This window comes from Sorangium sp. So ce327 (genome assembly GCF_051530205.1).
Classification (GTDB): domain Bacteria; phylum Myxococcota_A; class Polyangia; order Polyangiales; family Polyangiaceae; genus Sorangium; species Sorangium cellulosum_B.
Genome location: NZ_CP150330.1, coordinates 4,481,355 through 4,493,269 on the forward strand (window position 1 = coordinate 4,481,355; position 11,915 = coordinate 4,493,269).

At 73.8% G+C, this 11,915-nt stretch carries 10 protein-coding genes; 9 read left to right on the forward strand and 1 reads right to left on the reverse strand.

The genetic code is table 11. From position 1 onward, the window contains the following. Positions 1–85 precede the first annotated feature (85 nt). The 9 genes from WME95_RS16815 (at position 86) to WME95_RS16855 (ending at position 11,435) form a co-directional block, all read left to right on the forward strand. Complete coding sequence (locus WME95_RS16815) at positions 86–1,834, forward strand: phosphoenolpyruvate carboxykinase (GTP) (protein WP_437909387.1); 1,749 nt, start codon at positions 86–88, stop codon at positions 1,832–1,834. Between the two features lie 167 nt (positions 1,835–2,001). Then, complete coding sequence (locus WME95_RS16820; RefSeq protein ID WP_012235639.1) at positions 2,002–2,559, forward strand: GbsR/MarR family transcriptional regulator; 558 nt, start codon at positions 2,002–2,004, stop codon at positions 2,557–2,559. A 156-nt stretch (positions 2,560–2,715) separates the two neighbouring features. Continuing rightward, the gene (locus WME95_RS16825; protein ID WP_437909388.1) at positions 2,716–3,726 is read left to right on the forward strand and encodes a polyprenyl synthetase family protein; all 1,011 of its coding nucleotides are present in this window, start codon (positions 2,716–2,718) and stop codon (positions 3,724–3,726) included. 80 nt (positions 3,727–3,806) lie between these two features. Further along, complete coding sequence (locus tag WME95_RS16830) at positions 3,807–5,081, forward strand: hydroxymethylglutaryl-CoA reductase, degradative (protein ID WP_437909389.1); 1,275 nt, start codon at positions 3,807–3,809, stop codon at positions 5,079–5,081. Then, entirely contained in the window at positions 5,078–5,809 is a 732-nt protein-coding gene (gene ubiE, locus WME95_RS16835) for a bifunctional demethylmenaquinone methyltransferase/2-methoxy-6-polyprenyl-1,4-benzoquinol methylase UbiE (RefSeq protein ID WP_437909390.1), read from the forward strand. Before WME95_RS16830 ends, ubiE begins: the two co-directional genes overlap by 4 nt. Before the next feature lie 33 nt (positions 5,810–5,842). Next, positions 5,843–7,687 (forward strand): 2-succinyl-5-enolpyruvyl-6-hydroxy-3-cyclohexene-1-carboxylic-acid synthase, encoded by a 1,845-nt coding sequence (gene menD / locus WME95_RS16840; RefSeq protein WP_437909391.1) that lies wholly within the window; start codon positions 5,843–5,845, stop codon positions 7,685–7,687. A gap of 186 nt (positions 7,688–7,873) precedes the next feature. Further along, positions 7,874–8,809: a 1,4-dihydroxy-2-naphthoate polyprenyltransferase gene (locus tag WME95_RS16845; protein WP_437909392.1), complete on the forward strand. Its 936-nt coding sequence runs from the start codon at positions 7,874–7,876 to the stop codon at positions 8,807–8,809. A gap of 5 nt (positions 8,810–8,814) precedes the next feature. Further along, positions 8,815–9,888, forward strand: a complete 1,074-nt coding sequence (locus tag WME95_RS16850; protein WP_437909393.1) for a mandelate racemase/muconate lactonizing enzyme family protein — start codon at positions 8,815–8,817, stop codon at positions 9,886–9,888. Next, complete coding sequence (locus tag WME95_RS16855) at positions 9,876–11,435, forward strand: AMP-binding protein (RefSeq protein WP_437909394.1); 1,560 nt, start codon at positions 9,876–9,878, stop codon at positions 11,433–11,435. Before WME95_RS16850 ends, WME95_RS16855 begins: the two co-directional genes overlap by 13 nt. A gap of 38 nt (positions 11,436–11,473) precedes the next feature. On the opposite strand, the gene WME95_RS16860 is transcribed toward WME95_RS16855, so the two are convergent. Next, a complete protein-coding gene (locus tag WME95_RS16860; RefSeq protein WP_437329771.1) occupies positions 11,474–11,911 on the reverse strand; it encodes an acyl-CoA thioesterase in 438 nt (145 codons plus the stop codon). Between the last annotated feature and the right edge of the window lie 4 nt (positions 11,912–11,915).

Genomic DNA, 11,915 nt, shown 5'->3' on the forward strand with positions numbered 1-11,915 from the left:
CTGCCAGATCGTCCAGATTTGACGAAATACTACAATAGTACTGTCACTTGGCGGAGGTTCTCGCTCGGGCTAGGCTCGCAGTCGTATGCAAAACCGGAAACTTTCAGCGTGGGTGGACGAGGTCGCCCATCAGACGCGGCCTGATCGGGTCGTCTTCTGTGACGGCTCCGAGGCGGAGAACCGAACGCTGATCCAGGGGATGCTGAGCGACGGTACGCTCCTCGCGCTCGACGGGGAGAGATACCCCGACTGCTATCTTCACCGGAGCGACCCGACCGACGTCGCCCGGACTGAGCACCTCACGTTCATCTGCACTCGCGACAAGGAAGACGCGGGCCCGACGAACAACTGGATGTCGCCGGACGAGGCCTCGCAGCGGGTTGGACGGCTGTTTGACGGGGCGATGAAGGGGCGGACGATGTTCGTCGTCCCGTACCTGATGGGCCCAGTGGGGTCGCCCTCGGCGAAGGTCGGAATCGAGATCACCGACAGCCCTTATGTCGTGGCGAGCATGCGGATCATGACCCGTATGGGCCGTGTCGCGCTCGATGCGCTGGGCAGCTCCGATGACTTCTGCAGGGGGCTGCACTCGCTCGGGGACCTGAGCCCCGAGCGCCGCTTCGTCTGCCATTTCCCGGCGGAGCGGCTCATCTGGAGCGTCGGCTCCGGGTATGGCGGCAACGCGCTGCTCGGGAAGAAGTGCTTCGCGCTGCGCATCGCGAGCACGATGGCGCGCGACGAAGGGTGGTTCGCGGAGCACATGCTCATCCTCGGCCTGGAGGACCCGGGAGGGCGGGTGACGTACGTCTGCGCGGCGTTCCCGAGCGCCTGCGGGAAGACGAACCTCGCCATGCTGGTGCCGCCGGCGTCCCAGAAGGGGTGGAAGGTGTGGACCGTCGGCGACGACATCGCCTGGCTGCGGATCGGCCGGGATGGCCGGCTCTGGGCGATCAACCCCGAGGCCGGCTTCTTCGGCGTGGCGCCGGGGACGAGCTCAAGGACGAACCCGAACGCCCTGGCGACGCTGGCCCGGAACTCGATCTTCACGAACGTGGCGCTCACGCCGGAGGGGACGCCGTGGTGGGAAGGCTTCGACGGTCCGGTGCCGCCCGTGCTCACCGACTGGAGGGGACGCCGGTGGACGCCCGATAGCGGGGAGCCTGCGGCGCATCCGAACAGCCGGTTCACCGCGCCGGCCCGCCAGTGCCCGTCCATCTCGACGGAGTTCGACGCCGCGGCGGGCGTGCCCATCTCGGCCATCGTCTTCGGCGGACGGCGCGCGCGGCTCGCGCCGCTCGTCTGCGAGGCGCGCGGCTGGGCCCACGGCGTCTATCTGGGCGCGACGATGGCCTCGGAGACGACCGCGGCCGCCACCGGGAAGGTCGGGGTCGTCCGCCGCGACCCGATGGCGATGCGCCCCTTCTGCGGATACAACATGGGCGATTACTTCCGGCACTGGATCGAGCTCGGCGAGAACCGCGCGGCGTTCCCGAAGATCTTCCACGTGAACTGGTTCCGGCAGGGCGAGGCGGGCGCGCTCCTCTGGCCAGGCTTCGGCGAGAACCTCCGCGTCCTGCGCTGGATCGTCGCGCGCGTGCGCGGGGAGGCGAAGGGACACGACACAGCCGTCGGGATCATGCCCACGGACGGCGAGCTCGACACGAGCGGCCTCGGCGTGAACGACGAGGCCATGCGCGAGCTCTTCGCCATCGATCGCGACGCGTGGCTGGAGGAGGCGCGCGATCGCGAGGCGTTCCTGGAGTCGTTCGGCTCGCGGATGCCCGAGGCGCTGCTCCGGCAAAACCGGGAGCTCATGGCCCGGATCCGGGCGTGAGCTAGCGCCGTCGAGAGCGGTTCACGCGGGGTTCACGCGCGATTCACGCGCGATTCACGCCACGTATCACCCCGCTCGTCCGCGCTGCGTGGCGAGAACGGTCGGGAATGTCTTGACGCCGGCGCAACCAGGCCCACACAGTTCTTTCAGAAAATTTTGAAACTTTCATGAGCCACGCAAGCGACATCCATCGCCAGGCGGAGCTGCTCGCGGCGGATGCGATCGGCGACGTCATCGAGCACTGGGGCTTCCGCCGGGTGCTCGGGCGGATCTGGACCGTCCTGTTCATTGAAGGCGGAGCCCTCTCCGCCGCCGAGATCGGCGAGCGGCTGCAGGTTTCTTCCGGCGCAATGAGTATGTCGCTGACAGAATTGCAAAGGTGGGGTGTAGTACGAAGAGTATGGAAACCGGGCGAGCGGAAGGAGTTCTTCGAGGCCGAGACGGACTTCTGGAAGATGATTTCCAAAGTGTTCGCCGAGCGCGAGCGGCTGATCGCCGACTCCGTGAGGGAGCGCCTCGAGCGGGCTTCGGCGCTGCTCGAGGGCCTGCCTCCCACCGACGCCGCCCGGTTCAGCCTCGATCGAGTGGAGCGGCTCCTCTCGTTCGTGATCGTCGCGCAGGCGGCGCTCGACGGGTTCATCAAGAGCAGGACCGTGGATTTCTCGCGGTTCGGGGATCTGGTCCGGTTCCCCATCCGCGCCGTGCGTTCCCGGCGAGGCGCCTAGCGGGACCGTGATTTCGGAGAGCTCGACCGTCACGGGGGCCCCGCGCGGTGCGGGGCGCAGCGTGCGCTCGTGCTTCCAGGTGGAGATGGGATGACTGCGACTACAACGTTTACTGGGACGGTCCAGCGGAGCGATGTCGTCTCGAGCCTCGGAGGCATGTGCGCTGGGCGAGGGCTCGACGCGCTCGCTGCGCGCCTCGCGGAGCTGAGGCGCCTGCTCGACGGGGACCTCGGCGACATCGAGCGCGAGATCGAGAAGGTCGGGCTGGACGGCGAGACGCCGGCGCACCAGAGCGCGCGGCACCTGCTCGGCCTGAACGGCAAGCGGCTGCGGCCCATCTGCGTCGCGCTGGCCTCCCACATCGGGAGCGGCTTCAACGACGCCGCGCGGACGTTCGCGGTCGCGGTCGAGCTCGTCCACAACGCGACGCTGCTGCACGACGACGTCGTCGACCTCGGCGACCGCCGGCGCGGCGCGGACGCGGCGAGGGTCATCTACGGCAACGCCGCCTCGATCTTCGGCGGGGACTACCTCCTGCTCGACGCGCTCTCCAAGATCCAGGCGGTCGGCATGACCGACGTGCTCGAGCGGGTGCTCCTCGTGATCAAGGAGATGGTCGTGGCCGAGGCGCTCCAGCTCGCGTCGCGGGGCCGCGTGCGCACGAGCACGAGCGAGTACTTCCAGATCGTCGACGGCAAGACGGCGTCGCTGTTCCGCTGGGCGATGTTCGCAGGGGCGCGCGCGGGCGGCGTGAGCGAGCCGCTCTGCAAGGCGCTCGAGAGCTTCGGGACGAGCCTCGGGGTCGCGTTCCAGCTCGTCGACGATGTCCTCGACTTCGCCGGCGACCCGGAGGCGACCGGCAAGGCGCTGCTCACGGATCTGCGCGAGGGCAAGATGACGTACCCGCTGCTCCTCGCCATGGAGCGCGACCGCGAGCTCACGCCCGCCCTCGAGGCGCACTGCGCGTCGGAGGACGCGGCCGTCGAGCCGGAGCTCGGCCGGCGTATCGCGCACATCATGGTCGAGAAGCGCGTCGTGGACGACTGCCTGGAGCTCGCGTCCCGGCTGTGCGGAGACGCGGTGCGGAGCATCGAGCCGCTCCCGGAGAGCCCGGCGAAGGCGGCGCTGGAGGGGGTCGCGATGTCGACGCCCCGGCGGAAGCGGTGAGCGGCGATGACGAACCCCTTGATGCAGTGCGCGGGGCGCGCGCCCCGCTCGCGAGCGCGCGCGGCGCGCGGAGACACCCGATGAGCCAACACGTGTCCAGCCGGATCAGCGGCTTCTACAAGCGGTGCCTCGAGGAGCGGCTCCGCGCGATCCAGGCGCTCGGTCTGCTCGACGAGGAGGCGCTCGCGCACCTCGCCAGCGGGGGAGGGCTGCCGACGGCGGTGGCCGATCGGATGTGCGAGAACGTCATCGCGACGCACGCGCTCCCGCTCGGCCTGGCGCTGAACTTCCGCGTGAACCAGCGCGACGTGCTGGTGCCGATGGCGGTGGAGGAGCCGAGCGTCATCGCCGCCGCGTCGAACGCGGCGCGCATGGTCCGGCGGTCGGGCGGCTTCTCCGGCGAGGCGGACCCGCCGATCATGACCGCCCAGGTCCAGCTCGACGACGTGCCGGACGCGGAGGCGGCCGCGGGCCGGCTGGAGGCGGCCCGCGCGAGCCTGCTCGCGGCCGGGGACGCGGCCATCCCCAGGATGGTGGCGCGCGGCGGCGGCTGCCGCGATCTCGAGGTGCGCGTCCTCTCGGCGGAGCTCGGCGTGCTCGTCGTGCACCTCTACGTCGAGGTCGGCGACGCCATGGGCGCGAACCTGGTCGACACCGTCGCAGAGGCCGTGGCGCCGCTCGTGCAGCGCATCGCCGGCGGGACGCTGGGCCTGAGGATCCTCTCCAACCTGACCGTCCGTCGCCTCGTCCGGGTGACGGCCACCGTGACGGACGACGCGCTCGGGGGCGCGGACGTGGCGAGCGGCATCGCGCGGGCGAGCCGCTTCGCGGAGCTCGATCCGTACCGGGCGACGACCCACAACAAGGGCTTCATGAACGGGCTCGACGCGGCCGCGGTCGCGCTCGGGCAGGACTTCCGCGCCATCGAGGCGGGCGCGCACGCGTACGCGGCGATCGGCGGCCGGTACCGGCCGCTGAGCACGTGGGAGCGCATCCCCGGCGGGCTCGTGGGGCGGGCGGAGCTGCCGCTCGCCGTCGGCACGGTGGGCGGCGCGACCGAGGTGCACGCGGGCGTGCGCGCCGCGCTCCAGCTCGTGGGCGCGAAGAGCGCGCGCGAGCTCGCGGTGGTGCTGGCGTCCGTCGGGCTGGCGTCCAACCTGGCGGCGCTGCGCGCGCTCGCGAGCGAGGGCATCCAGCGAGGCCACATGCGGCTCCACGAGCGGAAGCGCGCGATCGGCGGCACGTCGACGGCGGGCGGGGAGTCCGCCCCGCCGCCGTCCGGCGAAGGCAAGCGGTTCGCCGCAGAGCGAGCCGAGGCGCCGCGCGCGGTGCACCAGGCGGGGAGCGGGACATGAGCGAGGCGAGCCAGGATCAGGCGCCGCGCGGCGGGCGCCGCTTCGGCACGGGCGAGATGTTCGACGGCATCGCGGAGCGGTACGACCTCCTGAACCGGGTCATCTCGCTGGGACTCGATCAGGGCTGGCGGCGGCGCGCGGTGCGCTCGCTCGAGCTCTCGCCCGGCGCGACGGTGCTCGATCTCGCGACCGGCACCGCCGATCTCGCGATCGCGATCGCGCGGGAGCACGAGGTGAAGGTCATCGGGGTCGATCCGTCGCAGGGGATGCTCGGCGTCGGCCGCCGGAAGGTGGAGGCCGCGGGGCTCGCCGGGCGGATCGATCTCGAGGTCGGCGACGCGCAGCAGCTCCAGCTCGGCGACGCGAGCGTCGACGCCATCTCGATGGCGTTCGGGATCCGCAACGTCCCGGATCGCGCGCGGGCGCTCCGCGAGATGGCGCGCGTCACGCGGCCCGGGGGGCGCATCGCGATCCTCGAGCTCAGCGAGCCGCGCAGCGGGCTCATGGGCAAGCTCGCGCGCTTCCACATCCACACGGTCGTCCCGTACGTGGGCGGCGCGATCTCCGGCAAGGACGAGTACCGGTACCTGCAGGACTCGATCGCGAGGTTCCCGCCGCCGGACGAGTTCGCGGAGCTGATGCGCGGCGCGGGGCTGCGCGTGCTCCGCGTGGAGCCGCTCACGATGGGCGTCGTGTGCCTCTTCGTCGCGACGCCCGAGGGGGCCTGAGGTGCGCGCGAGAGAGGGCCTCTGGGGGCGGTGATGGGCGGGTCGAACCTCCACTCTGCCTGGGCGCAGCTGTTCGTCCGCGCGCTCGCGCAGGCCGGGGTGCGCGACCTGGTCCTCTGCCCCGGCTCGCGCTCCACGCCGCTCGCGATCGCGGCGATGGAGAGCGACGAGGTGCGCTGCCACAGCGTCGTCGACGAGCGCGCCGCCGCGTTCTTCGCGCTCGGGCAGGCGCGCGTCACCGGACGGCCCAGCGTCTTCGTCTGCACCTCGGGCACCGCCGGCGCGCACGCGCTCCCGGCGATCATCGAGGCGCGCCAGAGCTTCACCCCGTTCATCGCGATCACGGCCGACCGCCCGTGGGAGCTCGCCGACGCCGCGGCCGCGCAGACCATCGATCAGACCAAGCTCTTCGGCGACCACGTCCGTCACTTCGCCGAGCTCGGGCTGCCGGATCCGTCGCCCCTCGCGTTGCGCGCGGTGACGCGCATCGCGGCCCAGGCGGTCACGCGCGCGCTGTCGCCGACGCCGGGCCCGGTCCACATCAACGCGCGCTTCCGAAAGCCGCTCGAGCCTGTCGACGCGGCCGGGCCCGAGCCATGGCAGGCAGACTGGGAGGCGCTGATGCGCCGCGCCGGCACGCGGGTCGTGTCGGCCCGCGCCGGGGTCGATGGGCGCGCGATCGAGGAGCTCGCCGCGCGCTGCGCGCGCGCGGAGCGGGGTCTCATCGTGTGCGGCCCCGCCGAGAGCCGAGAGGACGACGCGCGCGCGCGCCGCGCGGTGCTCGCGCTCTCGCGCGCGACAGGCTTCCCGGTGCTCGTCGAGGGCACGAGCCAGATCTGCTTTGGCGGCCTCACCGAGGGCGTCGTGATGCCGGCGTCGTTCGACTCGTTCCTCCGCGCGCCCGAGTTCCGCGCGGCGAACGTGCCCGACCTCATCCTCGAGCTCGGCGCCCCGCCGACGTCGGCCGGCTACGCGACCTACATCGCCGAGCACACGAGCGCCCGCCGCGTCGTCGTCTCCGCGCACGGCTGGAACGACCCGACGAGCGCCGCGGCTGCCCTCGTGATGGGCGAGCCCGTGGAGGTGTGCGAGGCGCTCGCGGCGCGCCTCGCCGGGGCGGCGCTGAGCCTGGGGCGCGGGCGGCGGGACTGGGCCGCGACGTTCGCGCGCGCCGGCGAGATCGCGGCGGCGCACGCCGCGCGCGCTTGCGCCGGGGACGAGCTGACGGAGGGCGCCATCGCCCGGATGGTGGCCAGCGCGTGCCCTGCGGGCTCGCTGCTCGCGATCGGCAACAGCATGCCGGTGCGCGACCTCGACACGTACTGCCCGCCGTCGGCGCGCGCGCTGCGCGTGCTGCACCAGCGCGGGGCGAGCGGGATCGACGGCCTCGTGTCGGCGGCGGCCGGCGCGCGCGTGGCGGCCGCCGCGCCGGTGACGTTGCTGCTCGGCGATCTCAGCCTGCTGCACGATCTGACCGGGCTGCTCCTCGCCGCGAAGGCAGCGGGCGACGGCCGAGCGCCGCTCGTCATCGTGGTGGTCCAGAACGACGGCGGCCGCATCTTCGAGCACCTCCCCATCGCCAGGCGCGGCGCCGAGCTGCTCGAGCGGTGCTTCACGATGCCGCAGCACCTCGATTTCGCGCCGGCGGCGGCGATGTTCGGGCTCGCCTACGAGCGCGCCGGCACCGCCGGGGAGCTCGCCCGCGCGCTCGCCGCGGGGTACCAGCGGACGGGCGCGACGCTGATCGAGGCGGTGGTGCCGCCCCACGACGGCGCCGCCCGCGTGGCGCGGCTCTGGTCCGACGTTCGTCGCGACGTCGCGGTCCTGGTCAGCGCGCCGGCCGCGGACGGCGCGGCGGCCGATCTGCAGACTCCATGAGCGGCGCGCGCGCCGAGAACCCCGAGCTTGCCGAGAGGGATCCACGATCATGAGCCAGGTCAACGCGAACACGAGTCCCGCACCCGACGACGTCGCGCGCGGCGCGTCCGGCGAGGGCGCCGCGCAGCGCGGGAGCGCTCGCGCCGCCGCGAGGGCGCGCGGGCCCCGCGAGCTGGAGAGGGGATCGTGAGCGCCGCGGCGGCCCCTCAGACGGCGGGCGCAGCGGCCCCGGGTGGCGTGCGCCCCGGCTCGCTCCGGGCGTGGCTCCTCGCGTGCCGGCCGGCGACGCTCACCGCGGCGCTCGCGCCGGTGATGGTCGGGACGGCCGTCGCCTACGCGCTCGGCGGGATGCGGCTCGGCCCGGCGCTCTCGGCGCTCGCGGGCGCGATGCTCATCCAGATCGCGACGAACTTCGCGAACGACGTCTTCGATCACGAGAAGGGCGCCGACACGCACGAGCGGCTCGGCCCCACGCGCGCCGTGCAGGCGGGGCTGCTCACCCCGCGTCAGGTGCGCGCCGGGCTGCTCGTCACGATCGCGCTCACGCTGCCGTTCGGCGTGTACCTGGCGTTCGTGGGCGGGTGGCCCATCGTGGTGATCGGCGTCGTCTCGATCCTCGCTGGCGTCGCGTACACCGGCGGTCCGTACCCGCTCGGCTATCACGGCCTCGGCGACCTCTTCGTGTTCGTGTTCTTCGGCCTCGTCGCCGTCTGCGGTACGGCGTTCGTCCAGCTCGGCTCGGTCCCGCCGCTCGCGTGGGCGGCGGCCGTGCCGATCGGCGCCATCGCCACCGCCGTGCTCGTCGTCAACAACGTCCGCGATCGCGAGACGGACGTCGTCGCCGGCAAGCGCACGCTCGCCGTCCGGCTCGGGCGCCGCGCGGGCGTCATCGAATACGCGATGCTCTTCGCCGTCGCCTACGCGGTGCCGGTCGCGCTCGCCGTCGGCGAGGGCCGTCGGTGGACGCTCCTCGTGTTCGCGACGTTCCCTCGCGCGGTGCGCCTGCTCCGGGTGCTGGCGACGACCGACGGCCGGCCGCTCAACGACTGCCTCGCCGGGACGGCGAAGCTGCTGCTCGCCTATGCGCTGCTCTTCTCGCTCGGCCTCGCGGCCCAGCTGTAGGGATCATGCGCGTCGTCGATGCCCGCCTCGCGTCCCGGGTCCTCGAGGGCGCGCGCAGGGGCCTCGTGCTGTCGCTCACCGACGACGAGGGGCGCGTCGGCCTGGGTGAGGCCACGCCGCTCCCAGGCTTCTCACCCGACGCGGCCGACGACGACCAGCGCGCGCTCGCCGAGCTGCCGGGGGCGCTCGGCGCGATCGACCTGCCGGCCGAGGGCGCTCCGCCGACGGCGACGGCGACGGCGATCCTGCGCGCGCTCGCGCCGCTGACATCGCGGCTGCGGGATCTACCGGCGGCGCGCTTCGCCCTGGAGACGGCGCTGCTCGATCTGCTGGGCCAGCGCCTCGGCCTCTCGTTATCGGCGTGCCTCGGCGGACACGGGCGCTACGCCGACGTCCAGGTGAACGGGCTGCTCACGACCTCGGTGGCGCTGCCGGAGATGCTCGAGCGCGCGCGTGCGCTCGCCGCGCGCGGCGTCCGCGCGATCAAGGTGAAGCTCCGCTCGCGCGGGGAGGACGGCTTCGCGCGCGACCTCGAGGCGCTGTGCGCGCTGCGGCGGGAGCACCCGGGCGTCGAGCTCCGGCTCGACGCGAACGCGGCGTGGTCGCTCGACGAGGCGCCCCGCCGGCTCGCGCTCCTCGCGCCGCTCGGCCCGCGCTTCGTCGAGCAGCCGGTCGCGCCCGAGCTCCTCCATCACCTCGGCGCGCGCGAGGTCCCGTGGGCGGCCGACGAGTCGCTCGCGGTCGAGGGCATGCCGGAGCGCCTGCTCGAAGCGGAAGGCTGCGCCGCGTTCATCCTGAAGCCCGCGATGCTCGGCCTGATGCGCGCGCACGCGCTCGGCTGCAGGGCGCAGGCGCGCGGCATCGACGCCGTGGTGACGCACCTCTTCGACGGGCCCATCGCGCTCGCCGCCTCGTGTGAGCTCGCGCTCGCCTTGCCGCGCGCGCCGCTCGCGTGCGGCCTCGACGCGCACGCCGGCCTGGAGGCGTGGCCCGCGATCCGGATCCCGCAGCTCCGCGAGGGCGGCCTGGTCGCGGCCAGCGATCAGCCCGGCCTCGGCATCCGGCCATGGACGGACTGAGCCTCCTCGATACCGTGCGCGATCCCGCGATCGCCGCCCGGACAGCGATCGTCCTCGGCGGCGCCGAGGAGGACGCGCCGCGCGCGATCGACGTCCCGGCCCTCGGCGTCGGCCCCGGCGGCGCCCTCCGCTTCGACGAGCTGGCGCCCGCGGTCGCGGCCGTATCTGCCCGGCTCGCCCGCGCGGGGGTAGGGCAGGGAGCCCGCGTGGCGCTCGTCGCCCCGAACGCGCTCGGGACCGTGATCGTCCTCCACGCGCTGCTCGCGCTCGGCGCCGTGCTCGTCCCGATCCATCCCCGGCTCACGGCCGGCGAGGCGAGCCTCCTGATCGACGACGCGCGCCCCGACCTCGTGCTGCGCGAGCCTGCGCTCGCCGCCCTGTTCGACGACGCCGCGCCGGAGATCGGCGCGCTCCGCGAGCGCGGGGCGCGCGCCGCCGAGGCCTCGCGCGTCCCGCCGCCGGACCCTTCCGGCGATCTGGCGATCGTCTACACCTCGGGCACCACCGGGCGTCCCAAGGGCGCGGTGCTCTCGCGCCGCGCGTTCCTCGCCGCCGCCGAGGGGAGCGCGGCCAACCTCGGCGTGCGCGACGACGATCGCTGGCTGCTCTGCCTTCCGCTCTGCCACGTCGGCGGCCTCTCGATCGTGACCCGCTGCTTGCTCGCGCGCCGCGCTGTCATCCTCGCGCCTCGCTTCGAGCCCGCCTCGGTGCTCGCCTCGATCGTCCGCGACCGCGCGACGCTGCTCTCCGTGGTGCCGACGATGCTGCTCGCGCTGCTGGAGACCGATCGCGACAACGTCCTCGCCCGGCTCCGCGCGGTGCTCGTCGGCGGCGCGGGCGCTCCGGAGCGGGCGCTCGACGAGTGCGCGCGCCGCGGGGTCCCCGCGCTCACCACGTACGGCCTCACCGAGGCGTGCTCGCAGGTCACCGTGCAACGCCCGCGCGATCCGCGCGCGACAGAGCCGGGCTCCGGCTCCCCGATCGCCGGCGTCGAGCTCCGCATCGAGGGCGCCGGCAGCGACGGCGTGGGCCGCATCGAGATCCGCGGCCCGGTGCTGTTCCGTGGCTACTACCGCGGCCCCGACCGCGCGCCGGAGCTCTCGGTCGACGGCGCCGGGTGGTTCGTCACCGGCGATCTCGGCGCGCTCGACGCCGCCGGGCGGCTGCACGTCGCGGCGCGCCGCAGCGATCTCATCGTGACCGGCGGAGAGAACGTCTATCCCGCCGAGGTGGAGCAGGTCCTCGCGTCCTGCGAGGGCGTCGCCGGCGCGGTGGTGTTCGGCGTGCCGGACGATCGCTGGGGCCAGGTCGTCGCCGCGGCGATCGTCCCCGAGCAGGCCGCGCCGTGCGAGGCGGGCGGCGCCGCACCCTCGCCCGCATTGCTCGGCGACCTCGCGGCCGTCGTCGCGGCGCGGCTCGCCCCCCACAAACGCCCGCGGCGCCTCTGCGCCGTCGCGGCGCTGCCGCTCACCGCGGCGGGCAAGCTCGATCGCGCCGGCGCGGCGGCGCAGCTCGCGGCAGCGCTCGCCCCGTTCCCACCACGCTAGCGCCCGGCGCGCCGTCCAGCGGCCGTCGCTCGGCGTGGCTAGGCGAGCGCGCTGCGCAGATCGCCCGGGAGCGGGCACGGCGTGAAGCGCGCGCCGTCGATGCACACGTGCACGGTCTGCCCGATGGCGGCGACCCGGCCCGCCGTCGTCACGCGGTAACCCACCGTGAACGACGTGTCGCCGAGCTTCGGCGCGAGCACCTCGACCTCGATGGCGTCACCGAACCGGAGCGGCAGGAGGTAATCCGCCTCGGCGTGGACGAGCGGCAGCTTGATCGTGCCGCCCGCGATCATCGCTGGAAGGTCGATGCCTCGCTCCTTCAGCGCGATCATGTACGCGTCGCTGAAATACTCGAGGACCCGCGGATAGAAGACGATCCCGGCCGCGTCGACGTCCTGGAAGCGCACGGCGCGGCGCTCCACGGCGAGGCGCGGCGCGGTCTGCTTGAGCTCATCGACGCTGAACGCGCGCTTCATCGCG

Excerpts from the sequence above, each read along its gene's own strand:
- ubiE (WP_437909390.1), top strand. The coding sequence starts at position 5,078 with ATGAGCGAGGCGAGCCAGGATCAGGCGCCGCGCGGCGGGCGCCGCTTC.
- WME95_RS16855 (WP_437909394.1), top strand. The coding sequence starts at position 9,876 with ATGGACGGACTGAGCCTCCTCGATACCGTGCGCGATCCCGCGATCGCC.
- WME95_RS16830 (WP_437909389.1), top strand. The coding sequence starts at position 3,807 with ATGAGCCAACACGTGTCCAGCCGGATCAGCGGCTTCTACAAGCGGTGC.
- menD (WP_437909391.1), top strand. The coding sequence starts at position 5,843 with ATGGGCGGGTCGAACCTCCACTCTGCCTGGGCGCAGCTGTTCGTCCGC.
- WME95_RS16820 (WP_012235639.1), top strand. The coding sequence starts at position 2,002 with ATGAGCCACGCAAGCGACATCCATCGCCAGGCGGAGCTGCTCGCGGCG.
- WME95_RS16825 (WP_437909388.1), top strand. The coding sequence starts at position 2,716 with ATGTGCGCTGGGCGAGGGCTCGACGCGCTCGCTGCGCGCCTCGCGGAG.
- WME95_RS16815 (WP_437909387.1), top strand. The coding sequence starts at position 86 with ATGCAAAACCGGAAACTTTCAGCGTGGGTGGACGAGGTCGCCCATCAG.
- WME95_RS16850 (WP_437909393.1), top strand. The coding sequence starts at position 8,815 with ATGCGCGTCGTCGATGCCCGCCTCGCGTCCCGGGTCCTCGAGGGCGCG.
- WME95_RS16860 (WP_437329771.1), bottom strand. The coding sequence starts at position 11,911 with ATGAAGCGCGCGTTCAGCGTCGATGAGCTCAAGCAGACCGCGCCGCGC.